The sequence below is a fragment of the Deinococcus sp. KSM4-11 genome (assembly GCF_004801415.1).
Classification (GTDB): Bacteria; Deinococcota; Deinococci; order Deinococcales; family Deinococcaceae; genus Deinococcus.
In genome coordinates this window covers 11,805-35,575 of the sequence record NZ_SSNX01000005.1, presented here as the reverse complement: position 1 = coordinate 35,575, position 23,771 = coordinate 11,805, and the positions used below count along the sequence as shown (strand labels likewise).

General features: G+C 67.8%; 27 protein-coding genes. 3 read left to right on the top strand and 24 right to left on the bottom strand.

Annotated elements, in window-relative coordinates:
- Position 1: 1 nt before the first annotated feature.
- From E7T09_RS14280 to E7T09_RS14270, 3 genes are read right to left on the bottom strand one after another with little or no spacing between them, the layout of a single operon-like run.
- Positions 2–520, bottom strand: coding sequence for a YfiT family bacillithiol transferase (locus E7T09_RS14280; RefSeq protein WP_136389885.1), 519 nt, complete (start codon positions 518–520; stop codon positions 2–4).
- Between the two features lie 45 nt (positions 521–565).
- On the bottom strand, positions 566–955 hold the full coding sequence (locus E7T09_RS14275; protein ID WP_240741802.1) for a nucleotide pyrophosphohydrolase: 390 nt from the start codon (positions 953–955) through the stop codon (positions 566–568).
- A gap of 59 nt (positions 956–1,014) precedes the next feature.
- On the bottom strand, positions 1,015–1,518 hold the full coding sequence (locus E7T09_RS14270) for a DUF4384 domain-containing protein (protein WP_136389884.1): 504 nt from the start codon (positions 1,516–1,518) through the stop codon (positions 1,015–1,017).
- 132 nt (positions 1,519–1,650) lie between these two features.
- Between E7T09_RS14270 and ftsH the strand changes: the two genes are divergently transcribed.
- Entirely contained in the window at positions 1,651–3,612 is a 1,962-nt protein-coding gene (gene ftsH, locus E7T09_RS14265; RefSeq protein WP_240741801.1) for an ATP-dependent zinc metalloprotease FtsH, read from the top strand.
- A 10-nt stretch (positions 3,613–3,622) separates the two neighbouring features.
- On the opposite strand, the gene E7T09_RS14260 is transcribed toward ftsH, so the two are convergent.
- The 4 genes from E7T09_RS14260 to E7T09_RS14245 form a co-directional block, all read right to left on the bottom strand.
- A complete protein-coding gene (locus E7T09_RS14260) occupies positions 3,623–4,819 on the bottom strand; it encodes a mechanosensitive ion channel family protein (protein WP_136389883.1) in 1,197 nt (398 codons plus the stop codon).
- A 65-nt stretch (positions 4,820–4,884) separates the two neighbouring features.
- Positions 4,885–5,970, bottom strand: a complete 1,086-nt coding sequence (gene plsX, locus E7T09_RS14255) for a phosphate acyltransferase PlsX (RefSeq protein ID WP_136389882.1) — start codon at positions 5,968–5,970, stop codon at positions 4,885–4,887.
- Positions 5,960–6,559 (bottom strand): NYN domain-containing protein, encoded by a 600-nt coding sequence (locus tag E7T09_RS14250; protein ID WP_136389881.1) that lies wholly within the window; start codon positions 6,557–6,559, stop codon positions 5,960–5,962. The genes plsX and E7T09_RS14250 overlap by 11 nt, the downstream gene beginning before the upstream one ends.
- Positions 6,560–6,690: 131 nt before the next feature.
- Positions 6,691–7,056: a DUF309 domain-containing protein gene (locus tag E7T09_RS14245; protein WP_136389880.1), complete on the bottom strand. Its 366-nt coding sequence runs from the start codon at positions 7,054–7,056 to the stop codon at positions 6,691–6,693.
- 114 nt (positions 7,057–7,170) lie between these two features.
- Between E7T09_RS14245 and trxA the strand changes: the two genes are divergently transcribed.
- Positions 7,171–7,530 carry a thioredoxin gene (gene trxA, locus E7T09_RS14240; protein ID WP_136389879.1) on the top strand — a complete coding sequence of 120 codons (360 nt, stop codon included), beginning with the start codon at positions 7,171–7,173 and terminating at the stop codon, positions 7,528–7,530.
- 63 nt (positions 7,531–7,593) lie between these two features.
- Here the strand turns inward: trxA and E7T09_RS14235 are convergent, their stop codons facing one another.
- From E7T09_RS14235 to E7T09_RS14195, 9 genes are all read right to left on the bottom strand, one after another.
- Positions 7,594–8,169 (bottom strand): alpha/beta hydrolase, encoded by a 576-nt coding sequence (locus E7T09_RS14235; RefSeq protein WP_136389878.1) that lies wholly within the window; start codon positions 8,167–8,169, stop codon positions 7,594–7,596.
- A gap of 102 nt (positions 8,170–8,271) precedes the next feature.
- On the bottom strand, positions 8,272–8,622 hold the full coding sequence (gene rplQ, locus E7T09_RS14230; protein ID WP_136389877.1) for a 50S ribosomal protein L17: 351 nt from the start codon (positions 8,620–8,622) through the stop codon (positions 8,272–8,274).
- A 29-nt stretch (positions 8,623–8,651) separates the two neighbouring features.
- Complete coding sequence (locus E7T09_RS14225) at positions 8,652–9,656, bottom strand: DNA-directed RNA polymerase subunit alpha (RefSeq protein ID WP_136389876.1); 1,005 nt, start codon at positions 9,654–9,656, stop codon at positions 8,652–8,654.
- Between the two features lie 14 nt (positions 9,657–9,670).
- Positions 9,671–10,291, bottom strand: coding sequence for a 30S ribosomal protein S4 (gene rpsD / locus E7T09_RS14220; protein ID WP_136389875.1), 621 nt, complete (start codon positions 10,289–10,291; stop codon positions 9,671–9,673).
- Positions 10,292–10,446: 155 nt separating this feature from the next.
- Positions 10,447–10,842, bottom strand: a complete 396-nt coding sequence (gene rpsK, locus E7T09_RS14215) for a 30S ribosomal protein S11 (RefSeq protein ID WP_136389874.1) — start codon at positions 10,840–10,842, stop codon at positions 10,447–10,449.
- Positions 10,843–10,845: 3 nt separating this feature from the next.
- Positions 10,846–11,226: a 30S ribosomal protein S13 gene (gene rpsM, locus E7T09_RS14210; protein WP_136389873.1), complete on the bottom strand. Its 381-nt coding sequence runs from the start codon at positions 11,224–11,226 to the stop codon at positions 10,846–10,848.
- A complete protein-coding gene (rpmJ, locus tag E7T09_RS14205) occupies positions 11,226–11,339 on the bottom strand; it encodes a 50S ribosomal protein L36 (protein WP_019012075.1) in 114 nt (37 codons plus the stop codon). Before rpmJ ends, rpsM begins: the two co-directional genes overlap by 1 nt.
- A gap of 106 nt (positions 11,340–11,445) precedes the next feature.
- A complete protein-coding gene (infA, locus tag E7T09_RS14200; RefSeq protein WP_136390123.1) occupies positions 11,446–11,688 on the bottom strand; it encodes a translation initiation factor IF-1 in 243 nt (80 codons plus the stop codon).
- Between the two features lie 119 nt (positions 11,689–11,807).
- The gene (locus E7T09_RS14195) at positions 11,808–12,356 is read right to left on the bottom strand and encodes a PadR family transcriptional regulator (protein WP_136389872.1); all 549 of its coding nucleotides are present in this window, start codon (positions 12,354–12,356) and stop codon (positions 11,808–11,810) included.
- A gap of 70 nt (positions 12,357–12,426) precedes the next feature.
- Here E7T09_RS14195 and E7T09_RS14190 point away from each other — a divergent pair, with 70 nt between their 5' ends.
- Positions 12,427–12,888: a DUF4188 domain-containing protein gene (locus E7T09_RS14190; protein WP_136389871.1), complete on the top strand. Its 462-nt coding sequence runs from the start codon at positions 12,427–12,429 to the stop codon at positions 12,886–12,888.
- Between the two features lie 87 nt (positions 12,889–12,975).
- On the opposite strand, the gene E7T09_RS14185 is transcribed toward E7T09_RS14190, so the two are convergent.
- The 8 genes from E7T09_RS14185 to E7T09_RS14150 form a co-directional block, all read right to left on the bottom strand.
- Positions 12,976–13,410 carry a DUF6636 domain-containing protein gene (locus tag E7T09_RS14185; RefSeq protein ID WP_136389870.1) on the bottom strand — a complete coding sequence of 145 codons (435 nt, stop codon included), beginning with the start codon at positions 13,408–13,410 and terminating at the stop codon, positions 12,976–12,978.
- Positions 13,407–14,597, bottom strand: coding sequence for a VWA domain-containing protein (locus tag E7T09_RS14180; protein ID WP_136389869.1), 1,191 nt, complete (start codon positions 14,595–14,597; stop codon positions 13,407–13,409). The genes E7T09_RS14185 and E7T09_RS14180 overlap by 4 nt, the downstream gene beginning before the upstream one ends.
- A 55-nt stretch (positions 14,598–14,652) precedes the next feature.
- Positions 14,653–16,596 carry a bifunctional diguanylate cyclase/phosphodiesterase gene (locus E7T09_RS14175; RefSeq protein ID WP_168734855.1) on the bottom strand — a complete coding sequence of 648 codons (1,944 nt, stop codon included), beginning with the start codon at positions 16,594–16,596 and terminating at the stop codon, positions 14,653–14,655.
- Between the two features lie 121 nt (positions 16,597–16,717).
- The gene (locus E7T09_RS14170; RefSeq protein ID WP_136389867.1) at positions 16,718–18,901 is read right to left on the bottom strand and encodes a DUF5682 family protein; all 2,184 of its coding nucleotides are present in this window, start codon (positions 18,899–18,901) and stop codon (positions 16,718–16,720) included.
- Positions 18,901–19,605 (bottom strand): hypothetical protein, encoded by a 705-nt coding sequence (locus E7T09_RS14165; protein WP_136389866.1) that lies wholly within the window; start codon positions 19,603–19,605, stop codon positions 18,901–18,903. Before E7T09_RS14165 ends, E7T09_RS14170 begins: the two co-directional genes overlap by 1 nt.
- A 68-nt stretch (positions 19,606–19,673) precedes the next feature.
- Positions 19,674–20,765, bottom strand: a complete 1,092-nt coding sequence (locus E7T09_RS14160) for an AAA family ATPase (protein ID WP_136389865.1) — start codon at positions 20,763–20,765, stop codon at positions 19,674–19,676.
- A gap of 183 nt (positions 20,766–20,948) precedes the next feature.
- Entirely contained in the window at positions 20,949–22,418 is a 1,470-nt protein-coding gene (locus E7T09_RS14155; RefSeq protein ID WP_136389864.1) for a DUF5691 domain-containing protein, read from the bottom strand.
- Entirely contained in the window at positions 22,415–23,737 is a 1,323-nt protein-coding gene (locus E7T09_RS14150; protein WP_136389863.1) for an SWIM zinc finger family protein, read from the bottom strand. The genes E7T09_RS14155 and E7T09_RS14150 overlap by 4 nt, the downstream gene beginning before the upstream one ends.
- Between the last annotated feature and the right edge of the window lie 34 nt (positions 23,738–23,771).

The window sequence follows — 23,771 nt, the reverse complement described above, 5'->3', positions numbered from 1 at the left end:
CCTACCAGCCCTGCCGCTCGCGCAGGTGCGTGATGTGTGCCACGTGGTGCCGGCCGTGCCAGGCGTACATGCCGAGCAGCGTGTCGATGGTATACGTGCGGCCCTGCGCGGGGTGAGTCCACTCGCGCGCCCAGTCGGTGACGCCGCCCAGTACAGTCATCAGGCGCGTGTGCAGCCGCTCCAGCAACTCCAGGCTGACCTCGGGCGGCAGCGCTTTGTCCGGGAGTTCCGCCCAGAGCTGCTCCTCGTAGGGTTTCACGGTCGGGGTGTCCTCGGTGATCGCCAGCTTCACACGCACGTACGCGTTCATGTGGCTGTCGGCCACGTGGTGCACCACCTGCCGCACCGTCCAGCCGCCCTCGCGGTAGGGGGTGTCGAGTTGCGCGTCGTCCAGGCCGTGCACGGCGGCGCGCAGTTCGGCGGGCAACGCGCGGATCGCGCCCAGCGCTTCCTCCCGCTCCTGGGGCGTCAGGCTGAGGTGAATGGGCATCGGGCCGATGGGATAGCGGGAATCGGTCATGGGAGGCTCCTGAAAGGGGCGGGTGGGAGGCGTGCGACGCTGAGGTTAGGAGGTCTCCCGCGCGGCATCAAGATCCGGTTCGGTCAGTCCGGAGTCCGGAGTGGCTCCCGCCTCCGCGTCCTTGCGCGTCCAGCGTCCGGCATCGCGCGTCTCGACCTTGTGCATCATGCGCGTGAAGCCGCGTTCCAGACTCAGGCCCCGTTCGTTCGCCAGGCAGACCATCACGAACAGCAGGTCTGCGAGTTCCAGTTCCAGATCGCCCACGTCCTCACCGGGTTTGGGCGTCTTGCCGTTCATGTGTGCGATCACCCGCGCGATCTCACCGGTCTCCTCGGTCAGGCGGGCCAGCATCAGCAGGGGCGGGAAGTACCCCTCCTTGAACTGCGAGATGTAGGCGTCCACGCGGGCGCTCGCGTCGGCAAAAGTCAGGGACATGCCGGGAGGGTAAAGGAAAACCAGCCGCGCGGAGCGACTGGCTCTGTGAGGGGGTCGGCTCAGCGGATGTAGAAGAAGGTTTCCTGCACGTCCCGGTCGGCCTGCGGGTAGGGGCTCACGTAGGTCTCGGTGAAGGTGTTCCAGCGATTGCCATCGTAGTACCCGCTCACGACGAGGTCCGTGGTGGGGCGCACGCGGGTGAAAATCGCCCGCACCCGCTGGATGCCGCGCGGCTGCGCGACCGTGTACACCACGCCGTCCTGAGCGCGCGGGAAGGTGGTGGTGCCGGGCTGCACGTACACGTTGCGGGCCAGCACGCTGGCGTAGCCGTTGCTCTGCAGCGCGACCAGGGTCAGGTAGCCGGCGGTGCGCGTGCCGACATTGATCCGCACGTTTTCCCCGACCGCGTAGGTGCTGCCCTCGCCCCGATCCGGGTGCAGGCCGCTGATCAGGTTGCCGCCGCTGGCCTGCAGGGTCAGGTTCGGGCGGACGGACAGGGTGCAGGCGCTGAGCCCCAGGGCAACGGTGCTGGCAATCAGGGCAGTGGTCTGAAGGGAACGCATGGGCGCAGCATACGGGCCGGGTCTGACGGGAACCTGAGTGTCCGGCCGCACCCCGGTTCACGCACGGAGGGAGGTTCAGGCGTGTGTCCCGAGGTAACGGTCTGCCGCCGACCCGCTGGCGTAGCATGGCGCATGTCGCGCTTTCCGACGTCCATCCGCCGCCTGATCGCCCGGTGGGGCCTTGCCGTGGGGCTGACGGGGATGCTGACCCTCGTGCACGCCCAGGGGACGACGGCCACGGCGCTCGTCACCCCCACCCCCGCCGCCATCACGCAGGGCACGGTGGCGAGCGTGCCGGCCGCACGCCTGGGGGGCGGATACTCCACGAACCGCTTCTTCGAGGATCTGAAGAACAAGCGCGTGGCGTCCGTCACGCTGGACAGCCTGGGCAACGCGAGCGTGAGCTTCATGCCCTGCACGTCGGCTGGCGGCTGCGATTACTCGGACAATGGCGGTAGGGCCCGCTCGCTGGTCGTGCCGCCCGACGGCGCGACGCTCGACCGCATCCGCGCGGCGAGGGTGCCCCTGCGGATCGTGCCGGGTGGATCGGCCTTCGGGTGGATCGGGCAGGCCCTGCCGCTGGTGCTGACGGGCCTGATCCTGCTGGTGTTGTGGCGCAGCATGCGCGGCAGTTCCGGCACGGGCGGCGCGAGCACGTTCGGGAAGTCGAAGGCGGCGGTGATTGCAGAAGGGCAGATCAAACTCACCTTCCAGGACGTCGCCGGCTGTGACGAGGCCAAGGCCGACCTGCAGGAAGTCGTCGACTTCCTGCGCCAGCCCGACCGCTACCACGCCCTCGGTGCCCGCATTCCCCACGGTGTCCTCCTCGTCGGCCCCCCCGGGAGTGGCAAGACCCTCCTCGCCAAGGCCGTCGCCGGTGAAGCCAAAGTTCCCTACTTCTCCATCTCCGGCTCCGACTTCGTCGAGATGTTCGTCGGCGTCGGCGCCGCCCGCGTGCGCGACCTGTTCGAGCAGGCGCGCAAAAGCGCGCCCTGCATCGTCTTCATCGACGAGATCGACGCCGTCGGCCGCAAGCGTGGCATCTCCCTCCAGGGTGGCAACGACGAACGCGAACAGACCCTCAACCAGTTGCTGGTTGAGATGGACGGCTTCGGGTCGGGACAGGAGGTCATCATCCTGGCGGCCACCAACCGACCCGACGTGCTGGACGCCGCATTGCTGCGTCCGGGGAGATTTGACCGGCAGGTGGTGGTGGACGCCCCCGACGTGCGGGGGCGGGAGATGATCCTGCGCATCCACGCCCGCAAGAAGCCGCTGGATGCCAGCGTGGATCTGGGTGTGATCGCCCGGCGGACGGCCGGGATGGTGGGAGCGGATCTGGAGAACCTGCTGAACGAAGCGGCGCTGCTGGCGGCGCGCAGTGGACGGAGTCGGATCACGGGGCGGGATGTGGACGAGGCCAGAGACCGGGTGTTGATGGGGCCGGAACGCCGCAGTCTGGTGGTGCGGGAGGCCGACCGGAAAGTGACCGCCTACCATGAGGTCGGCCATGCCCTCGCCGCCCAGTTGTTGCCGCACGCGAACCGGGTAGCGAAACTGACGGTGGTGCCGCGTGGCCGGGCTGCCGGGTACATGATGCCCGACGCCGACGACCGCCTGCACGTCACAAAACCTGCGCTGGAGGACATGATCGTGGTCGCCCTCTCGGGACGCGCGGCCGAGGAGGTCGTGTACGGCGAGGTCACGACCGGCGCGCAGAACGATTTCCAGCAGGCGACCGGAATCGCGCGGCGCATGGTGACCGAGTGGGGCATGAGCGAGCGCCTGGGCAAGGTGGCCTTCGCCTCCGACGACGGGAACTTCCTGGGGGGTGGCCCCCAGATGGCGGCGATGAGTGAGGCGACCGCGCAGAGAATCGACGAGGATGTCCGCTTATTGATCGATGAGTCCTACGACCGGGCGATGGCGCTGGTGCGCGAGCAGCTTCACCGCGTGCACGAGATCGTCCGTGTCCTGATGCAGCGCGAGACCCTGAGCGGCGAGGAATTCAGCACCCTGCTGGCGGGCGGCACCCTGGAACCCCTGCCGCCTGCCGTGCCTCCGTCCGGCCCCACGTCTCCCCTGCCGGCCTGAGCCCGAGGGCTCAGGAGGAGGTCAGTTCGCCTTCCTCTTCCTCGCGGGTCAGGGTGGGTTTCACGGGCGCGTTCTGACGATCCTGCGTGGCGAGCGCGTCCTGGGCCTTCGGTGGGTCGGCGCACGTGAGGCGTACCTCGATGGGCGTGCTGCCAAAATTCAGGCTGCGCTGCGGAAAGGGAATGTCGATGCCGCTCTGATCCATGGCGATCTTGATCCGTCGGTTGAACTCCCGCCCGATGGCGTACTGGCTTTTCGGCTGCACCTTGAACAGGGCGCGCAGGGTCACACCGTCCGGGGCGAGTTGCGTCACGCCCTGCATCTCGGGCTTGTCGAGGAAGAAGTGCTGCCACTCCTTGTCGGCGTAGATCTCGTCGCTCACCTTCTGCAACACCCGCAGGGCGTCGTTGATGTTCGCGGCATAGGTCACGTCCACCTCAGCGACCACGCGCGACCAGTCCTTGCTGCTCACGCTGACGGTGTTGATCTGCCCGTTGGGAATGATGTGCACGGTGCCGTCCAGGGCGCGCAGCATGGTCACGCGCAGGTTCACGCGCTCCACGCCGCCGGAGAGCTGGCCGCTGTTCACGGTGATGACGTCGCCCACCCCGTACTGATCCTCGAGCAGGATGAAGAAGCCCGTGAATACGTCCTTGATGAGGCTCTGCGCGCCGAAACCCACGGCCAGGCCGAACACCGACACGCCAGCCAGCAGACCGGCGGGGTTGATGCCGATGGTCTGGAGGGCCGAGATCAGGGCGATGACCACGATGATCACGCGCAGGGTGCTCTCCACGACGCCCTTGAGGGTCTGGACGCGCACGCTGCGGCGGTTGAATTCCTCGTCGGCGACGATGCGGCGGCTCATGGTGCCAATCAGGTTCCACGCGATCAGGGCCATGGCGAACACCACCAGGAACTGACCGGCCGAGTGTCGGAACCCGCTGGTGATGTCCTGACCCAGGCTGTACAGCACGGGCACGCCGCTGAGCGAGGTGATGTCCGTGGCGACGGCCAGCCACCCCACAGCCACCACGATCAGCCACAGCAGATCCAGGCCCCGCCGGAACCGCGCGCCGACGTGCTGTTCGAGGAGTTTCAGGAGCGTCCGGCCAAAACGGTAGAGGGCGTAGGCGATCAGCAGGGTGAGGGCCAGCCCCAGCCACACCTGCGGTTTCTGAAATTCAGCGAGCAGGTCAGACCACATCCGCCGAGCATTCCACATTCCTCATGAGAGGCCAAGGGGGGGCCGCCCTCACCGGACGCTGAAGCTCAGGGGGCGGGGCGGGGGGAGCCGGGAACCTGCGGAGCGGAGGGCGGGGCCGGGCGGAAGGCCGCCTCCAGGCGCGGGATCAGCCCGGCCTCGTGGGCCCGGGCAGCGCGCAGCAGGGCGTTTTTCACCGCCCGCGCGTCGGCGCTGCCGTGCCCGATGAAGGCCAGGCCGCGCACGCCGATCAGGATGCTGGCACCATAGGTGCTGGGATCCATGCGGTCGGCCAGGCCGCGCAGGGCGGGACGCGCCAGCAGGCCGCCTAGTTTGCTCCGCACGCTGCCCTGGAGGGCGTCGCGCACCCACCCGAACATGACCTTGGCCTCGCCCTCCGCGAGCTTCAGGCACACGTTGCCGGTGAAGCCGTCGGTGACGACGATATCGGTGGTGCCGAGGAAGATGTCGCGGCCCTCGATGTTCCCGTGGAAGTTCACGCCATGCCCATGCAGCGCCCGTAACAGCGCGTGGGCCTCCAGCACCAGGGCGCTGCCCTTGTGATCCTCCTCACCGATGCTCAGCAGGCCCACGGTGGGCTGTTCGCGGCCCTCCAGCACGTTCAGGTACACGCTGGCCAGTTGCGCCCACTGCGCCAGGTAAGCGGCCCGCACGTCGGCGTTGGCCCCCACGTCCAGCATGGTGGTGAAGCCGCCGCGCGCCGGGAGGTGCGTCAGGATGGCCGGCCGATCCACGCCTTTCAGGCGGCCCAGGGTGAGCAGCGCCGACGCCATGGTCGCCCCGGAGTGCCCCATCGAGACGGCGGCACTGGCCCTTCCCTCCTTCACCAGCCGGGTGCAGACGTTGATGCTCGCCTGCGGTCGGCTGCGGACGTCGGTGGCATGCTCGTCCATACCGATCACGTCGCCCGCGTCCACGACCTCCAGCGGCAGGCTGGCGCTGCCCGGATGCTTCCCGAGTTCCGCGTGCAGCCGAACCTGATCGCCGACCAGCAGCACGTTCACGCCAGCACGGGCGGCCTCCACGGCACCCTCGACATTCGGGGGAGCCCCGTGATCCCCACCGACCGCGTCCAGAGCGACCGGCAGACTGTCGGCGCGCGGGGGCTCCTGGGCGCCGGGCTCAGCGGTCATCGGTCTCGGTCAGCGTGGCAGACACGTAGTACGGACGGCTGTCCGCGCCACGCTGATCCCCCGATCCACGGTGATCGCTGGGCAGGCGATAGCCGGGTCGCTCGACCTGCTCGCGGATGTCCTTGAAATCCACGTACTGATCGGCGGCGTTGCGCAGCTCGTAACTGGTCATCTCGGCGATACTCGCCACGACCACCCGCTTGCCCCGGGCGCGCAGCACCTCGACGGGCCGCTCAAAGTCACCGTCGCCGGTCAGCAGGACGGCCGTATCATAACGGTCAGCGGTGGTCAGAAGGTCCGTGACGATCTCGATGTCGAGGTTCGCGCGGCGGGAGGTCTCGCCCGAGTCGTCGGTCGTCTCGCGCAGGGGGCGGGTGCGAACCGTGTAGCCCATGTAGGTCAGGGCGTCGGTGAAGCGCTTCTGCTTGTCGTCAATGGGCGTGGGCACCGCCGTGTAGTAGAAGGCGTTGTACAGTGCCCCGCCAGCGGAGAAGTGCTCGAGGATCTTGCGGTGGTCGAAATTCCAGCCGAGGCGTTTGGCGGCGGCGTATACGTTCGCACCATCAATGAACAGGGCAATGCGTTCCATCGGATCCTCCGGGAGTGGGCCCAGCGCACGGGTGCGGGGCCCAGACAATGTCGTGTGAATAGGAGTACGGGCAATGGGGCGGGCCCGTGGGCACCACCTGACCCCAGGATAGCGGAGGGACGAGGACGCCCTCAATCCACGCCGATTTCTACTTGACTGATCACCTGCGGCCGCCGCCCTGGATCGTGCAGGGCCGCCCAGACCTCCGCCCGCAGCGCGATAAGATCTACGCCCGCGTATACCCCCGGGAGCCGGGCCAGATACGCGTCGGCCTTGTACAGGTTGCGGTGCGTGTGGCTGCCATGCCGCCAGCGTTTGTGGAGGGCGGCGGCCAGCAGGATCAGCGCCTGCAGGAAGTGACGATCCTCGCCGGTCGCCTGCGCCCAGGGAGTTTCCCAGGCCTCGTGCGCTTCCCACCAGTGGCCGGCGTTGAAGAACTCTGCCCCAGCCTGGAACGCGGCCCAGGCGGCAGGTTCCGATCGGAGGTCACCGGGCATACCCCACAGTACGCCGCCAGGGTGTTCCAGCGCTGCTTTCCGATAAAGACAGTGTTAGCATTTTCCCATCCCGGATATAGCCCCGGGGGGTACTTCCGGAGTATAGTGCTGGGCATGAAGCCTGTGGAACTCACCGACAGCACCTTTACCAGCGAAATCAGCGAGGGCCTGACCCTGGTGGACTTCTGGGCCCCCTGGTGCGGACCGTGCCGCATCATCGCGCCCGTGATCGAAGAAATCGCCGGGCAGTACGAGGGCCGCGTCAAGGTCGGCAAACTGAATGTCGACGACAATCCCGTCACGCAGGGCCAGTTCCGCGTGATGAGCATCCCGACCCTGATCCTCTTCAAGGACGGCCAGCCGGTCGAGGGCGTGGTGGGCGCCCAGCCCAAGCGCGCCTTCGAAGCCCTGCTCGACAAGTACGCCACGCCGGCTCCCGCCGCCGCGGTCACCGAGAGCGTCAGCGCGAACTGAAGTCGCCAGTACCAGCAGGGCCACCCCGCGCGGAGGTGGCCCTTTCTGTGGATGTCTACTGGATCAGAAGCGGACGATGTCGGGCGGCGTCCAGGCGTGCAGGGCTTCGCTGAGCAGGATCTCGCCGTCCGGCCACTCGCCGTGGCCGCTGGCCACGTTGATGTGCCCGGCGTCACCTGCCGAGATGAATTCGGCATCCCAGGCGTCCGCGAAGGCCTGGGCACGGTCAAAGGACACGAAGGGATCACTCTCGCTGGCGATCACCAGGGCCGGGAAGGGGAGCGGCGACCGCGGAATGGGGGCCATCGCCGCGAGCGCCGGATACTCTGCCTGCACACCCTGATCCTCGGCGTCGGACGGGCCGACCAGCAGCGCGCCCTTCACACGGTTCTGCCCGGCGGCGTGCAACTTTGCCCAGTGCACGATGGTCAGCACGCCGGTCGAGTGGCCGACCAGCACCAGATCGCCCGGTGTGGCGTCGACGACCTCCTGCAAGCGGCCGGCCCAGGTGACCGGGGTGGGGGTATGCAGATCGTCCTGCTGCACACGGGTCGCCCCAAATTTCTGCGTCCACAGGGTCTGCCAGTGCTCCGGGCCGCTGTCACCCAGGCCGGGCACGATCACGAGGGTTGGAGTCATACGGCAGGGTAGCAGGACAACCTGCGATACAGCGACATCTGTCGGCGTGTCCGACACCAAAAAAGACCCCCGCCGGAGCGGGGGCAGGCAGACCGGATGGTCTTACACCAGTTCGATCAGGGCCATGGTCACGCCGTCGCCGCGACGCGTGCCGATCCGCAGGATGCGGGTATAGCCACCGGGACGCTCGGCGTACTTGGGGGCCACCTCGTCCATGACCTTGCGCACTACGTCGTTGTCGTGGATGTCCTGGGCGACGAGGCGGCGGGCGTGCAGGTCGCCACCCTTGGCGGTGGTGATCAGTTTCTCGACGTAAGGGCGCAGCTCCTTGGCCTTCGTGAGGGTCGTCTGGATGCGGCCCTCGCGCAGCAGGGCGGTCGCCTGGGCACGGGCCAGGGCGGTACGCGAGCTGCTGTTGCGGTTGAGCTTGCGTCCGGCTTTACCGTGGCGCATGGGAAGTCTCCTTTGGGTTCAGGTGCGGCTCAGTCGCGAAGCGCGAGGCCGAACTGGGCGAGTTGCTGTTTGATTTCGTCGAGGCTGCGCTCGCCGATGCCGGGCACTTTCTTCAGGTCGCGGTCGCTCAGGGCGCACAGGGCGTCCACCGAATCGATGCCTTCTTCCTTCAGGGAGTGCAGCACGCGGGTCGTGAGCCCCAGACCTTCGAGCGTCACGCGGGGCGAGTCCATCTCGGCGGGGTAATCGCCGGGATTGAGGTTCAGCGACGTGGGCGTGGGGGGCAGGTCGTAGACGTTCGCCTGCGGTGTGGGCGCGGGCGTGTATACGGGCGGCTGGTATTCCGGGGTCAGCGCGGGGAGGGTTTCCACGTTGCCGAACACGGTCAGCTCGTCGCGCAGGATCTCCACGGCCTTGTCCAGGGCGTCCTGGGGGGTGGCGCTGCCGTCGGTCCAGACACGCAGGATCAGGCGATCCAGGTCCGTCTGCTGGCCCACGCGGGTGTTCTCGACGTGGTAGGCGACGCGGCGCACCGGGCTGAACACGGCATCAACGGGAATGGAGTTGATGCGGTCTTTGGTGGCGTGCTTGTCGGCGGGCACGTAGCCTTCGCCTTCCTCCACACGCACTTCCATGACCAGCTTGCCATCCTCGGCGAGCGTGGCGATGACGAGATCGGGGTTGACGATCTCGGCGTCGGACGGCACCTCGAAGGCGCTGGCCTTGACGACGCCTTCACCCTGCGCGCGCAGGGTCAGGGTCTTGGGGCCGGGCGCGTGGAAGCGGACGACCATTTCCTTGAGGTTCAGGATGAGCTGAATGACATCTTCCTTCACGCCAGGGATGGTGGAGAACTCGTGCAGCACGTCCTCGATGTACACGCTGGTGACCGCGGTACCGGGGATCGAGGACATCAGGATGCGCCGGATGGGGTTCCCGATGGTGACGCCGTAACCGCGCGTGAGCGGTTCCAGGACGAACTCGCCGTAATCGCCGTCCACGCGGGCTTTGAGTTGAGGGCGCTTTTGATCCACTGGGGCCTCCTGAATTAGCGCGAGTAGTACTCGATGATGAAGTTCTCGTTGATCGGCAGGGCCAGATCCTCGCGCGCCGGCAGGCGGGAGAAGGTACCCGTGAAGGTGTCGGGGTTCAGTTCCACCCAGGGAGCGACGCGGCGGCGCTTCTGCGCTTCCATGTTTTCCTGGATGAAGCCCATGCTGCGGCTACCCTCGGCCACGGTCAGCTCGTCGCCGATCTTCACGCGGTAGGAGGGGATGTCCACTTTCTTGCCGTTCACGAGAATGTGCCCGTGACCGACGAACTGGCGGGCCTGACGGCGGGTGCTGGCAAAGCCCATGCGGAACACGACGTTGTCCAGGCGGCGTTCCAGCAGCTGCAGGAACACGGTGCCGGTCACGCCGGGGACGTTGGCGGCTTCCTCGAAGAGGTTGCGGAACTGCTTCTCGCCCATGCCGTACAGGCGGGAGAGCTTCTGCTTCTCGCGCAGTCGGACGCTGTAGTCGCTGGGACGACCGCGGCCGCGACGCTGGCCGTGCTGGCCGGGCGCATAGGGGCGCTTGTCCAGGTACTTCTGGACTTTCTCGGTTTCGGCGAGGTTAATGCCCTCGCGGCGGCTTTGTTTGGTGATGGAACCACGGAAACGACCCATTCAAATTCTCCTCTGGTCGGCGCAGGCGGCGTACCGCCCGGCCGGGTCTGCGGCCCTCTGGGGCCCGTCTCCCTTCGCCTGTGGTGAGGCTCATGTCCAAGTGGACAGTGGAGACGGGGCAGGTGGGCGCGCGCTGGCGTTCAGTGCGTCTGCACTTAGGCGCGGAACTTCTTCTTCGGGCGGCAGCCGTTGTGCGGCACGGGGGTGTCGTCCATGATGGACTTCACTTCGATGCCGGACGCCTGGATGGCGCGGATGGCCTGTTCACGGCCGGAGCCGCTGCCCCGGACGATGACGTCCACGGCGGCCATCCCGAAGGTCTGCTGCGCTTTCTTCACGGCGTCGGCGGCGGCCAGCTGGGCGGCGTAGGGCGTGCCCTTCTTGCTGCCCTTGTAGCCGATGGTGCCGCCGGACGACCACGCGACGGAGTTGCCGTCGAGGTCCGTGATGGTGACGATGGTGTTGTTGTAGCTGGCGTGCACGTATGCGCGGCCAGCGCTGATGTTGCGCCGGGCGCGGCGCGGAGTCTTGCCCTTGGTGGATTTCGCCATGGCTTACTTCCTCGTCGCTTTCTTCTTGCCGGCGACGGTCTTGCGCGGCCCCTTGCGGGTTCGGGCATTCGTCTTGGTGCGCTGGCCGCGCACGGGCAGGCCACGGCGGTGGCGCAGGCCACGGTAGGCCCCGATGTCCATCAGACGCTTGATGTTCTGACCAACTTCGCTGCGCAGGTCACCTTCGACCTTGTAGGTCTTCTCGATGGCGTCGCGCAGGGTGCTCTGTTCCGCTTCGGTCAGGTTTTTGGTGCGGGTGTCCGGGTTGATGCCGGCGCGCGCCAGAACTTCCTTGCTGCGGGTCAGACCGATGCCGTAAATGTAGGTGAGCGCAATCTCGATGCGCTTCTCGCGGGGCAGGTCAACGCCAGCTACGCGCGCCATTAGCCCTGCCTCTGCTTGTGCTTGACGTTGGTGCAGATGACCAGCACGCGCCCGTGGCGGCGGATCACCTTGCAGTTGTCGCACATCTTCTTGACACTGCTGCGAACTTTCATTCTTCCTCCTCGCGCCGCCGCACCAATCGTGGTGCTGTCTGGCAGCGCTCGACCCCCCTCCCACCTTCTGCGGGTGGGGAATCTGTGGGTACGTGGGCCTGGGAGCTTACTTGCGGTAGACGATGCGCCCACGAGTGGTGTCGTAGGGGCTGATTTCCAGAACCACGCGGTCGCCGGGCAGAATGCGGATGTAGTGGATGCGCATCTTCCCGCTGATGTACGCCAGGATGTCGTGCCCGGTATCGAGCTTCACGCGGAACGTGGTGTTCGGCAACGCCTCTTCCACGACCCCTTCGGCCCGCACGGTGTCATCTTCCTTCTTGACGCGTTTTTCCCGCTGTTCCGGCATCTTTCGTCTCGCCACGCAACCTCCAGGCTTGATACAAGCCAAACGTAAAGGTATCACGGCCCAGCGCGGGTGGTCAAACGGGGGTTACGGTTGACGTTCCCCGCGACCTGGCGTCCTGTTCAGCTGGACGACTGCACTGTGGTGTTGGACGCACCGGCCAGCACGTCGAACCAGAACGCCACCGAGGCCCGCTCGTACAACAGGCCCATCGCCAAGGGCCGCCCACCGTCCAGGCCGGGCATCTCTCCGGCCTTCCCGAACGACTCATATGTGGCCAGCCGATGGCGGTGCAGAGCGAGTTGACCCGCCGCGAGCTGCGCCACGGTCTCCGGGGACGCCTGCGGACTGAAGAACAGTTTCAGGAGGCCCTCGTCCCGCAGTTCCGGCTGTCCGGCGGGCATGTCCAGCCAGGCCTGAAGGGCGGCGTGACCGGCCTCCGTGACGGCATACCGGCGGCGGCGGCGACCGCCCGGCTCCTGGGTAGCGGTCAGCAGGCCCAGTTCGGTCAGACGCTGCGGTTCGGCATACAGCTGCGAACGCGGAAACGTCCAGAAGAACCCGACTGACTCGTCCGCCCAGCGTTTCAGGTCGTAGGACGTGCCACCCCCACAGCCTCCCAGCAACCCCAGCACGATGTACGACGACGGCCCCAGCGTTGCATCACTCACACCGACAGAGTACTCTCAGCTTAGACCATCCAGACTGGACCATTTGTTCTGGAGGGTCAGGAGGTTTGTCATGGCCACCCGTCTGAGCGCCGAGATCGAAGGTTCCTTCGTCGTATTCCTGATCGGGGCGCGCATCAACCAGCCCTGGAACGTGCCTGCGTGGCTGCCCGTGTTCCGCGCCATGCCGCGCATGCTGCGCGAACTGGCCGCCCACCCGGAACTGGGCCTGCTGGGCGGGCAGTTTCACGGCACGACGCTGGTGCAGTACTGGCGCAGCGCCGAGCACCTCCAGGCGTATGCGAAAGCCCGCGAGCACTTCCACCTGCCCGCGTGGAAGGCCTTCAACCAGGGCGCCCGGCGCCACCCCGGCGCGGTCGGCATCTGGCATGAAACGTACCTGGTGAATGCCGGCGCATACGAGACCGTGTACGTGGACATGCCCGCCTTCGGCCTGGGACGTGCCGGCACCCTGCTGCCCGCCACCGGCCGGCGGGAAAGCGCGCGAGGCCGCATGGGACAGGCCGCCGACTGAGCCACACTCTCCGCTGAGCCACATGCTGAACCCACCTAAGGTGCCCGACATGAGTCAGTGGGACGGGCGGAGCTGGGAGGAACACCTCTAGAACAGGCGGTAGGCACGGCGGGCCAGTTCGAACCCGTGCCCGGCGATGTTCACACAGCGCACACCGGTCGTGGCCGAGGTGCAGCGGAAGCCACCCCAGCTCCAGGTCTGTCCGTAGGCGAGCACCGGGTGCTGCGGATCCAGCACGGTGTCGCCATGGCACACCCAATGGGGCCGACCGCGAGTGGTCAGGGCCAGCGAGTCGCCGAAATCGAGCGGGCACGTTCCGTTGGGTGGACGTCGAAAGCTGGGTTCCAGCACGTCACAGCGCATGCTGGCGGGCTGCTGGGCGTCGCCGGGATTATACGAACAGTGCAGGCGGCCGGATGGAAGCTGAAATCCCGAGTCTGCAGTCTGCGCGTGCCCCTGCGGCCCACACAGGGACAGGAGCGCCGCCCACACCTGCCACCGACCGCACAGACGCCGGCTCATCCCGCCGCTCCGCCCCGCACGACGAGGCCCTGTTCGCCGGCCCAGGTGCTCACATCGTCGCCCCGGATGGCCGCCGCCATCAGGCCGGGAAAATGGTCGGGCGTGCAGGCGAAGGCGGGAATGCCCATGCTGGCGTATTCGCGCGCGACGCCGTGGTCGTAGCTGGGGGCGCCGTCGTCCGACAGGGCGAGCAGGGCCACCACGTTCACGCCGCTGTCCTTGAGGGCGCGGGCGCGGGCGAGCATCTCGCGCTGGTTGCCGCCCTCGTACAGGTCGCTGATCAGCACCAGGATGGTCTGTTCGGGGTTCTGGATGACGCCCTGGCAGTACGCGAGCGCCCGGTTGATGTCCGTGCCCCCGCCGAGCTGGATCCCGTACAGGACATCCACGGGATCGTCAAGGTGCTCACTGAGATCCACGACCTCGGTGTCGAACACGACGACGCGGGTGCTGACGGCAGGCAGGGAGGCCAGCACCGCGCCGAACACGCCCGCATACACGACGCTGCTGGCCATGCTGCCGGACTGGTCGAGGCACAGAACGATGTCGCGCAGGGCGCGGCGTTTGCGGCCCATGCCGATCAGGCGCTCGGGAATGACCGTGTTGCGATCCGGGAGGTAGTTCTTGAGGTTGGCGCGGATGGTGCGATCCCAGTCGATCTCGGCGGGGCGCGGGCGGAAGTTGCGCTGGGCCCGGTTCAGGCTGCCGGTCACGGCCGCGCGGGTGGGTTCCTCCAGGCGGCGGGTCAGATCGTCCACGACGCGGCGCACGACGGCGCGGGCGGCATCCTTGGCTTTGTCCGGCATGACGCCCCTGAGGCTCAGCAGGGTACCGACCAGATTCACGTCCGGTTCGATGCCCTCCAGCATTTCCGGCTCGAACAGGAGCTGCTGGAGGTTCAGGCGCTGGATGGCGTCGCCCTGCATGACGCGCACGACATCGGTGGGAAAGAATTCGCGCAGGTCGGCGAGCCAGCGCGCGACCTTCGGGGCGCTGGCACCCAGGCCCGCCCGGCGGGAGCTGGTGTCGGCGTCGTAGAGGCCGCTGAGGGCGTCGTCCATTCGGCGATCCAGGGGGCTCAGGCTGATCTGGGTGCCCTCGCCCGGCCCGGAGGCAAGACCGTCGGCGTCTCCCCCACCCAGCACGAGCCGCCAGCGGCGCTGCCGCTCGGCGTCTGGGACGGTCATACGCAACCGCCGGAGCGGACAGGCCAATCACGGGAGAATTCTGTCATGCACATAATCATACCTCAACACTCTGTTGGGTTCGCCTCAACAGGGCCGGAATCTGTGCTTCCGGCAGCGGCGTGGAAAAGTAGAAGCCCTGCGCCAGCGTACAGCCGAGCATCCGCAGTTCCTCGCACTGCTCCGGCGTTTCCACACCCTCGGCCACCAACTCCAGCCCCAGCGTGGCGGCCACCGTGACCATCGCGGCGACCAGGGTGCGCACGTACCGCCGCCGTGACCGCTCCACGTCCCCCGTGAGGTCGGCCACGAACACCCGGTCGATCTTGACCACATCGACCGGGAGGTCGTTGAGCCGTGCGAGCGACGCGAACCCCGTCCCGAAATCATCCAGCGACAGGCCCACGCCCAGCGCCCGCACGCCCTCCACGCTGTGGGATACCTGCAGGCGGCTACGCAGATCGACGCCCTCCGTGACCTCCAGTTCCAGCGCCGCCGCCGGCAGGCCCGCCCGTGCCAGTTCCCGCCCGACCATGTCCGCGAAGTGCGGCTGCATCAACTGATACGGCGACACGTTCACGGCCACCTTCACCTCCGGGAAGCCGGCCGCCTGCCAGCCGCTCGCCGCATCCAGGGCGCCCCGCAGCACCCACTCGCCCAGCGACGTAATCAGGCCGCACTCCTCGGCAATTGGGACGAACACGTCCGGCGCGACCAGCCCGAAGGCCGGGTGCTGCCAGCGGATCAGGGCCTCCAGGCAGACCGCCCGCCCCTGAGCCAGCGTGCAGATCGGCTGGAACTCCAGGAACAGCTGCCCGCGTTCCAGCGCCAGCCTCAGTTCGCGCTCCAGCACCTGCCGCCGCTCGTCCTGATCGAGCAGGTGCCCGCTGTACAGCCGGAACCCGTTCTTGCCGCTGCGCTTCACGGCGTACATGGCCCGGTCGGCACGGAGCAGCAGGTCGCGCGCGTCCGCCGCGTCGTGCGGGAAGCACGCCACCCCCACGCTGACGCTCAGGCGCAGGATCTGCCCGCCCACCTCGAAGGCGGTGGACAGCTCATCGACCACCTGCTGCGCCAGCGCCGCCACCTCCAGGCTGTCGTCGCCGGACACGACCAGCACGAACTCGTCCCCGCTGACCCGCGTCAGGCAGCTGCCGGGCGGGGCCAACGCCCGTAGCCGCGCCGCGAGCAGGCACAGCACCTCGTCGCCGGTCGCGTGCCCCATGGTGTCGTTGATGGCCTTGAAGCCGTCCAGATCCAGGAACAGCACGCTGAACGGCTGGCCCAGTGCCACCTGTTCCAGCAGATGCCGATCCAGGAAGGCCCGGTTGTGCAGCCCGGTCAGGGGATCGAGGAACGCCCGGCGGGAGAGCGCCTGGTTGTCCGCCCGGATGCGGTGAAGCGCGGCGCGCAGGGTATTCACCATCTGCGCGCCCAGCACCACGCTCAGGCACACCAGCGACAGCTGCCCCAGCCCGAAATAGACCTCCGGCCGCGCGGCCCGGCCCGCCGGAGTAAGCGCGAAGAGGGCCGTCATGCCGATCAGCGCGAAGGGCAGACCCAGGCTCATGCGGTGCGCAAGCGGCGACGTGCGCATGCTCGCCTCGATCATCGGCATGGTCAGCAGCCAGACCAGCAGGGTGGCTAGGTCGGTCAGGATGCGCCCTCCCGTGCCCACCACGAACAGTGCGACGCCCAGCCGCGCGACGAAGAAGGTGATGTTCGCCACCAGCATCAGCGAGATCACCGGACGCCGACCCCACCCCAGCGCGTGCGCGACCGCGAGGGCCAGCATGACCGTCATGACCGTGCCGCCCAGCACCCAGTCCACCGGCAGGAAGTACCCGGGCAGTCGGAACCCCTGGGCGAGCGAGATCACGTGGCCGAGCGTGCCGGCCGCCAGGATCACCCACACCGTCACCGAGCCGCGATCCGCCTCAGCGCGTGCCGGAGTGACGTCGGCCGCGTGGGGTGTGGGAGCGTGGAAGACGGACTCGTTCATAGCTGGAAGTCGGGTCAGTGACGCGCCTCCCAGAGTACCTGCGGATCTATACACCGCTCTTACAGATTTCATACTGGCCCAGCAGCGGGGCAAGATGAAGAGTGCGCCCTCCCTCCCGTTCTTAGACCGGGGCGCCGAGCAGCCGCAGTACCACGGGCACGACCCGCAGCGCCCGTTCCTCGTTCATGGCCCGCGTACCGCCACGCCCGGTCGCATTCCCGCCGCGCAGCGCTTCCCCGATCGCGCGACGCTCCGGCTTCTCGAAGCGGGAGAACACGCGCCTGAGCAGCGGCAGGGTCTCCTGAAACACGTCCGCTTCGAGCGTGGTCAGCCAGTCGTCCAGCAGGCCCAGCAGCCCCGCATCGTGAATCAGCAGGGCGCCGCTCTGGCCCAGGAACCCATCCAGCCACGCCGTGACCTCCAATGGCACGCCCGCACTCAGGGCCCGTGCCAGGCGGCGTTCCACCTCCTCTGCGCCGAGCTGTCCGGCATCCCGCAGGCGGCGCACCGCGTCCCCGTTCAGGAGGGGATGCGCGTCCTCCCGATCCGCGAGGCGACGCAGGGCCGCCTGCCAGCCGACCAGGGCTTCCGGATCGTCGAGCAACCTCACGGCCGCATCCGCGCTCCCCACATGCCCGCGCAGCAGTTCCGCCGCGTCGTCGGCCAGACCCACGCCCGCCAGTGGCAGGCCCACCCCGGCCCGCGTGAGCAGCGTCCGGAAGGTCGCGCCTGCCAGCGTACCGGGCGCTCCTTCACGCCCACGCACATCGCCGTAGCGGGCCAGGCGGGCCAGGGGGGGCAGGGCCTCCAGCAGGTCGCTCACGTCCGCGTTTCCCGCCGCGCGGGCATCCAGCGCCGTGAGGGCCACGGGGAGCGCGCCGGGCAGGTCGGCATAGCGCACGGCCTCCAGCAGGGTCGTCAGTTCCCCCAGCGTCCCCGCCCCGCGTGCCGCATCAATGGCCATGGTCGTCGCGGCGTCCCGCACGGTCTGTCCAGACCGGCTCGCCTCGACCAGGCGCACGCTGAACTCCGGTTTCCACGCCAGCGCCCACGCCTCCTTGAACGTGCCCCGCCCGCCCGCATACCGCTCGGCCGCCCACGGCACGCCCAGCAGGTTCAGGCGGTGGAACAGCACGCTGCGGGCCAGATCGGTGTCCGCCCGCAGATCCAGTGTCAGGTCGATCTGCTCGGGCTGCACTTTCAGGCGCAGACTCTTCTGGATCTTCGCCAGATCCTGCGCCAGCGGCACGGTCGGCACCCCATCCGGCACCTCGCCCAGCGCCTCCCCCACCACCAGCTTCCGCTCGATCAATCGCAGGGGCAGGTCGCTGTCCCAGCCGAACACGCTCAGGGCCGCCTCGTTCAGCTCGTCCAGGCCCGGCAGCGCCCGCCCCCGCAGGGCCGCCAGGGTGTTCGCCAGCCGCGTCGCCTCGATCACCGACGCGCTGCTCGCCTCCAGGCGCTCCTCACGCAGCAGGCGGGCCGCCCGCGCGAACCAGTGCTCCGTCACGTTCCGGTGCGTCGTGAACAGATGGTGATAATACCCCGGCGACCGCACGCCCGCGCCGTAGCCAGAGCCCATGCTCAGGCGACCGTGCGTCCACGGCACCCACGTCAGCGTGACCTTCGCCTTCGGCAGGCCCTTGAGCAGCGCCGCGTCGTCCTTCGCCCTGAACGCCTCCACGTCCAGCGCCGGGGCGTGCCACGCGCCGCACACCACCGCCACGCGCTGGACGCCCTCTTTCAGGGCCGCGCGGATGGTCTGCCGCATGCACGCCTCACGCTGCGCCTCCCGGCCCGACGCCGCCGGAGCGTCCGCCCGCACCGCCTGCATCGCCTCGTTGATTGCGTCGAACACCTCGAAGTCGTCGCCGCGCGCCTCCACCAGCGTCTCCCACCAGCGCTCGAAATCCACGTACCCCGCCGCCTCGGCCAGCACCCGCAGGGGATCGCTGTGCAGATCGTCGGTGTCATCGTCCTCGCGCTCGCCCGCCAGCGTCGCCGAGGCGGGAAGATCCATGAACCGCGCCTGCGCTCCCGCCTTTGCCGCCCAGCGGAACGCCACGAACTCCGGACTGAACGCCGCGAACGGCCAGAACGACGCGCGGGCCGGATCATCGTTCACGTACCCGAGAAGGGCCACGGGTGGAATCAACTCAGGCTGGGCCAGGAATGGGACGACGGAATCGGCGTCGGACGGGCCTTCGACGAGCACGATGTCCGGCTTGAGCTGATTCAGCGCATGCTCCAGCGACCGGGCCGAGCCGGGACCGTGGTGACGGATGGGGAAGATGATTGGGGTCATCAGTAGGCGAAAGCCTTGAGAGTTTCAGCTAAAGGCATATATCTTTCTTTTAATATTGCGACGTATTGGATAATTGAGTTGAACTCAGTCCCGATGAGAATAACTTGATCGGGCGACTCGGCTCCAATCACTTTCCAGCCGCTGTCAATATTTTCAATAGAATATGATTCAGGGCTTTTTTCAATCATAGAAGTCAAAAATTCGTGCATCCCATGTGCAGCTGGATTCATGACTATACACATCCAATCCTTCCGCACGTTTTCATTCTTCCAAAAATAGTAGAAAGCTTTTGCCACCGACTCGTTCCAAAGAGATATCGTTTCTACCATCTCATCGGACAGTCTAAAACCAGAGTGTTGATAATATATACCACTCTGCGACACCGTCTCCCTTGTAAATAAACCTTCTTTCATTTCATGTGCAAGCTTCTTATTTATTTGCAGATCCCTCTCAATCTTATCAGAAACACTTATGACCTTAGATGATAGCGAGTCTCTAGCGAACTGATACATAACACCTATCAGACTCTCCCATGCGCTCTTACGAGCATTGCATTCGGCACAAGAGGGAACTTGCGGGATATTTTCACGAAATCCATCGTGTTTAGGGAAAAATGAGCGCGCAAACATATGATCCCAAGTAGTTGCGGGGCGCCCTGCACAATATGCGCACACCTTGCCCCTTAGTTTGCTTGACGAGGGCATATTGTTCTCCTGCGAGACCACATCGCGGCGTGCTGGTCGTCTACCGGCTCAATCACTTTGGCTGCCACTCAGCTCACCGCCCGGCACGCCTTGTAAAAGTCCTTCCAGTCGTCTCTCTTCTTCGCCACGGTTTCCAGGTATTCGCGCCAGATGACGCTGTCTTGCACGGGGTCTTTCACGACGGCCCCCACGAGGCTGGCGGCAACGTCGTGCGCGCTGAGGTGCCCGTTCCCGAAGTGTGCGGCCAGCGAGAGGCCCTGGTTCACGACGCTGATCGCCTCGGCGGTGCTCATGCTGCCGCTGGGGCTTTTCAGTTTGGTCTTGCCGTCCTCGGTGGCTCCGGCGCGCAGTTCGCGGAACACGGTCACGATCCGCCGGACTTCTTCCAGTGCGGGGGGTGGGCTGGGAATCTGGAGGTTCCCGGCGAGTTGCATGACGCGCTGCGTGACGATCCTCACCTCATCTTCGATGGTGTCCGGAACGGGCAGGACGACCGTGTTGAAGCGGCGTTTGAGGGCGCTTGAGAGGTCGTTCACGCCCTTGTCGCGGTTGTTGGCGGTGGCGATCAGGTTGAAGCCGCTGATGGCCTGGACTTCGGTGTTGAGTTCCGGAACTGGGAGGGTCTTCTCGCTCAGGACGGTGATGAGGGTGTCCTGCACGTCGCTCTGCACGCGGGTCAGTTCTTCCAGGCGGGCGATTTTGCCGGTGCGCATGGCGCGCACGATGGGACTTTCGACAAGGGCGGCCTCGCTGGGACCTTCGGCGAGCAGGCGGGCGTAATTCCAGCCGTAGCGGATGCTTTCCTCACTGGTGCCGGCGGTGCCTTGAACGAGCAGGGTGCTGTTGCCGGAGATGGCGGCGGCCAGGTGTTCGCTCACCCAGCTTTTCGCGGTGCCCGGCACGCCGATCAGCAGCAGGGCGCGATCCGTGGCGAGGGTGGCGACCGCAATTTCCATCAGGCGGCGTTCCCCCACGTACTTCGCGGTGATCTCCGTACCGTCCTTGAGTTTGCCGCCCATCAGGTACGTGAGTACCGCGTGCGGCGACAGGTTCCAGCGGGGCGGACGGGGTTTGTCATCGTGCGCGGCCAGGGCGGACAACTCGTGCGCGTACTGCTGCTCGGCATGCTGACGGAGAACGGTGGGGTCTGGGGTGGTCATGGGAGGTCTCCTTTAGACAGGCTTCGACGCGTCTTCGAGGTGCAGAGCGCCTTCACGGCTGGAGTGGGATGTGGCTGGACCGCTGGCAGATGGCTGGAGGCGCCGAGGGTGGGTACGGGCGAGGCCGACCGGCGGAGCGGCGCCCGTCAGTGGAGATGACTTCGTTGCAAGGCTGTTGCATGCTCATCCGGCCCCAGGCCCGAAGTCGTGCGACAGCTGCCGCCGGAGTTCCAGGGTGGCCCTAAGTTCGTTCATCACGCGGTGGGCGTACTCGGTGGCGTTGGGCGACAGGGGGGCGGGGGGCGGCGTGTGGGGATGGGTGCGCTGGGCGGTCAGATCGAGGATCTGTGACCAGCGGTACCCCCACGCACCGGCGTAGTGCGCGTCAGGAATGGTGTCGCGCAGGGCCGTGACGACCTGGGTGCCGATCTCCTGCGGCCACGGAGCAGGCAGGGCGTCCAGCAGGGGCAGCAGCGTGTCGGGCTGGCGGGCGGGCAGGGCCGCCAGGATGGCGCGGTGCAGGGGCGCGGTTCCGGCCGTGGCAAGCAGGCCGGGGTCGCCGGGGGCCTGCCTGAGCAGGGCGGTGGCGAGGAGGGAGTGCCCGGTAGCGCGCGCATTGGAAGCCAGCGCCGCGATCACGTCGTGGTGCTTCGCAAGGTCGGAGAGGGCCTCTGGCGTGAGGTTCAGGGCGGCCAGGAGGGAATCAGGGTGCGTGTGCTCCAGCAGGTGCGTCAGGAGTTCCGTGGCGCCGGGCTTGTCCGGCAGACCGTCGCGGGTGGCGTGCTCGTCCGGGGCGGTCGGAGGCGTGAGGGTGTGGCTGGCCTGCCCGGTGAGGCGGCCGATCAGGCCGGTCTTGCGGGGCGTCACCAGCGCGTGGATACGGGCGGCGTTACGGGCGTTCTGGGCGCTGCCGCTCAGGCGGTGCAGGGCCGTGCGGGCCAGGGTGCGGACGTCGTCGCTGCGATCCGTGGTGAGCGAGTCCAGCAGCGGTTCCAGGGTCTGGTCGTCCGGAGTGAGGGTGTCGAGCAGCGCCCCCAGGAGACGCTTGCGGCTGCCGGCGCGTTCCGTGGGCAGGTGGGTGGTCAGGAGGTCGCGGGCCGCCTGCGGGTCGCGCTCGCGGACGCCTCTCCACAGGGCTTCCCGGCCCGCTTCGGTGGCCTCGGCCCAGGCGTCCTCGCCGTGGGTGGGTGGGGTGAAGCGCCATTCGGGGTTGAACTGGGACAGCCACGCGCCGCGTTCGCCCAGCACGGGGCTCAGGGCCGCGCGGAGGGTGCCGTCGTGGCGGGCCAGATCAAGGAGTTCCGGCAGCCTAGCCGGGGGAACGCGCCAGCCGGTCCGCGCGCAGAGGGCCAGCCACTCGCGCAGCAGGGGCGTGCCCAGCACCAGGGGCAGGTGCCGCGCGGCGCGTTCCGGCACTTCCGGGAGCGTCTCGGCGGGCGCGGGCGCAGGCGGCGGATCGCTGGCGGGATCGGGCGCGCGTCCAGCCGCGTGCGCCAGGGTGTGCAGAACCGCGCGGGCGAGAAGGGTACCCTCGGCCTCTGGGCGGGTGACCTGGGCGGCCGCGTGATCCAGCGCGCCGTGGCCGGGGGTGGGGAGCGTGCCGCGCGCCGTGCCAACCAGGGCCAGGGCCAGCAGGGTCTCGAGATCGCTCATGCGTCCTCCGCCTGCCGCAGGGGGATCAGGGTGCCCTCGTGTACGAGGCTCAAGGGCAGCAGGGCCACGCCGTCCCACTCGCTGTACAGCGTGACGGGCTGTCCGCCGCTGATGGCGAGGATGGTCTGGCGGGCGCGGTCACTGCCGCCCAGCGGCAACTGTCCGCCAATGTCCTGGACGTGCCATGGTTCGCCGGGGATCAGGTGCAGCGGGCCGATCTGATGCGCGCTGCGTTCCAGCCACGGGTTCGCCGCGAGGGCCGCGCCGTGCCGGTCGAGCAGCGCGTCCAGCGTCACGGGCACGGGCAGGGCGCCCGCAGGAACGCTCAGCGCCTCACCGCTCAGCAGCGCCCGTTGGGGGAAGGCGGCGGGGGCATAACACACCTCGGCCTGCACCGTTCCAGCGGGCGGCAGGGCGGGCGGAAAGGGCCGGCCTCCAGCGGCGAAGTCGAGGAGCAGCGCGGTCTGATCGCCGCTCACCAGCCACGTACGGCGTGTACTGAGGTGGTCTTCCTGCACGCTGGCCTGGCCCATGACCCTCCAGTTCGCGCGCACGCCTCCGGCCTCCAGGACGGCGGCGTTGTCGAGCGGGAAGCCCAGAGCGGCCCGCAGGTCGGCCTGGGTGGCGTCGTCCAGGGAGTCCCGGCGCGGCCACGCCTCGGTCAGCAGGTGGAGACGGGCCAGGTGCGCGAGGAGGGCGCTGGGGTCGCCCAGGTGCGCGGGGATCTGCCGCACCAGCCGGGCCGCACCGGGGGCCTGGGCGTCCACCAGGCGGGCGGCCTGCGTATCCCAGTCGCTGTAGGGTCGGCTGGGCGCATGGGCCAGGCCGTCCCGGATCAGGTCGTGGAGGAACGTGCGCAGGGCGTCCAGACCGCCCGTGACCTTCTTCTCCCGTGCGGCGCGCCGTTTTGCCTGCCCGGCCGCATCCGGGCCGGATGGGGTCACCAGCTCCGCCTGTGTCTGGTCGGGCCGCTGCTCTTTGCCTTCGGCCCGCCGGGCCCGTCCGTCCAGCCACGTCTGGATGCTTTCGGGCGGCGCGGCGGTGCCGAACTCGCCCGGGTGGGTGGTGTGCAGGAGCAGCAGGGCCAGGGCGTGTTTGCACGGGAATTTGCGGCTGGGACACGAGCACTTGCCGACCGGGCCGCTGAGGTCCACGCCGGTCAGGTAGGGATCCTTGCCGCTGCCCTGGCACTGGCCCCACAGGCTGCCCGCCGGGGCGTTCAGGTGCTGCCATTTCCCCAGGGTGGCGAGCTTGCGGGCATTGCTGGCACTCCCGGCTTCCGGGGCAAGGGCGAGGATGGCATCAGGAGTCAAGGTCATGGACAAATCCTTTAACAGAATTACGCTACCGGCG

What these genes read in the sequence shown, in the direction of transcription:
- trxA (WP_136389879.1), top strand. Translation starts at nt 7,171, where the DNA reads ATGAAGCCTGTGGAACTCACCGACAGCACCTTTACCAGCGAAATCAGC.
- E7T09_RS14190 (WP_136389871.1), top strand. Translation starts at nt 12,427, where the DNA reads ATGGCCACCCGTCTGAGCGCCGAGATCGAAGGTTCCTTCGTCGTATTC.
- E7T09_RS14260 (WP_136389883.1), bottom strand. Translation starts at nt 4,819, where the DNA reads ATGTGGTCTGACCTGCTCGCTGAATTTCAGAAACCGCAGGTGTGGCTG.
- rplQ (WP_136389877.1), bottom strand. Translation starts at nt 8,622, where the DNA reads ATGCGCCACGGTAAAGCCGGACGCAAGCTCAACCGCAACAGCAGCTCG.
- E7T09_RS14245 (WP_136389880.1), bottom strand. Translation starts at nt 7,056, where the DNA reads ATGCCCGGTGACCTCCGATCGGAACCTGCCGCCTGGGCCGCGTTCCAG.
- E7T09_RS14170 (WP_136389867.1), bottom strand. Translation starts at nt 18,901, where the DNA reads ATGACCCCAATCATCTTCCCCATCCGTCACCACGGTCCCGGCTCGGCC.
- E7T09_RS14155 (WP_136389864.1), bottom strand. Translation starts at nt 22,418, where the DNA reads ATGAGCGATCTCGAGACCCTGCTGGCCCTGGCCCTGGTTGGCACGGCG.
- ftsH (WP_240741801.1), top strand. Translation starts at nt 1,651, where the DNA reads ATGTCGCGCTTTCCGACGTCCATCCGCCGCCTGATCGCCCGGTGGGGC.
- E7T09_RS14275 (WP_240741802.1), bottom strand. Translation starts at nt 955, where the DNA reads ATGTCCCTGACTTTTGCCGACGCGAGCGCCCGCGTGGACGCCTACATC.
- E7T09_RS14150 (WP_136389863.1), bottom strand. Translation starts at nt 23,737, where the DNA reads ATGACCTTGACTCCTGATGCCATCCTCGCCCTTGCCCCGGAAGCCGGG.
- E7T09_RS14235 (WP_136389878.1), bottom strand. Translation starts at nt 8,169, where the DNA reads ATGACTCCAACCCTCGTGATCGTGCCCGGCCTGGGTGACAGCGGCCCG.
- E7T09_RS14270 (WP_136389884.1), bottom strand. Translation starts at nt 1,518, where the DNA reads ATGCGTTCCCTTCAGACCACTGCCCTGATTGCCAGCACCGTTGCCCTG.
- rpmJ (WP_019012075.1), bottom strand. Translation starts at nt 11,339, where the DNA reads ATGAAAGTTCGCAGCAGTGTCAAGAAGATGTGCGACAACTGCAAGGTG.
- rpsD (WP_136389875.1), bottom strand. Translation starts at nt 10,291, where the DNA reads ATGGGTCGTTTCCGTGGTTCCATCACCAAACAAAGCCGCCGCGAGGGC.
- E7T09_RS14250 (WP_136389881.1), bottom strand. Translation starts at nt 6,559, where the DNA reads ATGGAACGCATTGCCCTGTTCATTGATGGTGCGAACGTATACGCCGCC.
- E7T09_RS14175 (WP_168734855.1), bottom strand. Translation starts at nt 16,596, where the DNA reads ATGAACGAGTCCGTCTTCCACGCTCCCACACCCCACGCGGCCGACGTC.
- infA (WP_136390123.1), bottom strand. Translation starts at nt 11,688, where the DNA reads ATGCCGGAACAGCGGGAAAAACGCGTCAAGAAGGAAGATGACACCGTG.
- rpsM (WP_136389873.1), bottom strand. Translation starts at nt 11,226, where the DNA reads ATGGCGCGCGTAGCTGGCGTTGACCTGCCCCGCGAGAAGCGCATCGAG.
- E7T09_RS14185 (WP_136389870.1), bottom strand. Translation starts at nt 13,410, where the DNA reads ATGAGCCGGCGTCTGTGCGGTCGGTGGCAGGTGTGGGCGGCGCTCCTG.
- rpsK (WP_136389874.1), bottom strand. Translation starts at nt 10,842, where the DNA reads ATGGCGAAATCCACCAAGGGCAAGACTCCGCGCCGCGCCCGGCGCAAC.
- E7T09_RS14160 (WP_136389865.1), bottom strand. Translation starts at nt 20,765, where the DNA reads ATGACCACCCCAGACCCCACCGTTCTCCGTCAGCATGCCGAGCAGCAG.
- E7T09_RS14280 (WP_136389885.1), bottom strand. Translation starts at nt 520, where the DNA reads ATGACCGATTCCCGCTATCCCATCGGCCCGATGCCCATTCACCTCAGC.
- E7T09_RS14180 (WP_136389869.1), bottom strand. Translation starts at nt 14,597, where the DNA reads ATGACCGTCCCAGACGCCGAGCGGCAGCGCCGCTGGCGGCTCGTGCTG.
- plsX (WP_136389882.1), bottom strand. Translation starts at nt 5,970, where the DNA reads ATGACCGCTGAGCCCGGCGCCCAGGAGCCCCCGCGCGCCGACAGTCTG.
- E7T09_RS14165 (WP_136389866.1), bottom strand. Translation starts at nt 19,605, where the DNA reads ATGCCCTCGTCAAGCAAACTAAGGGGCAAGGTGTGCGCATATTGTGCA.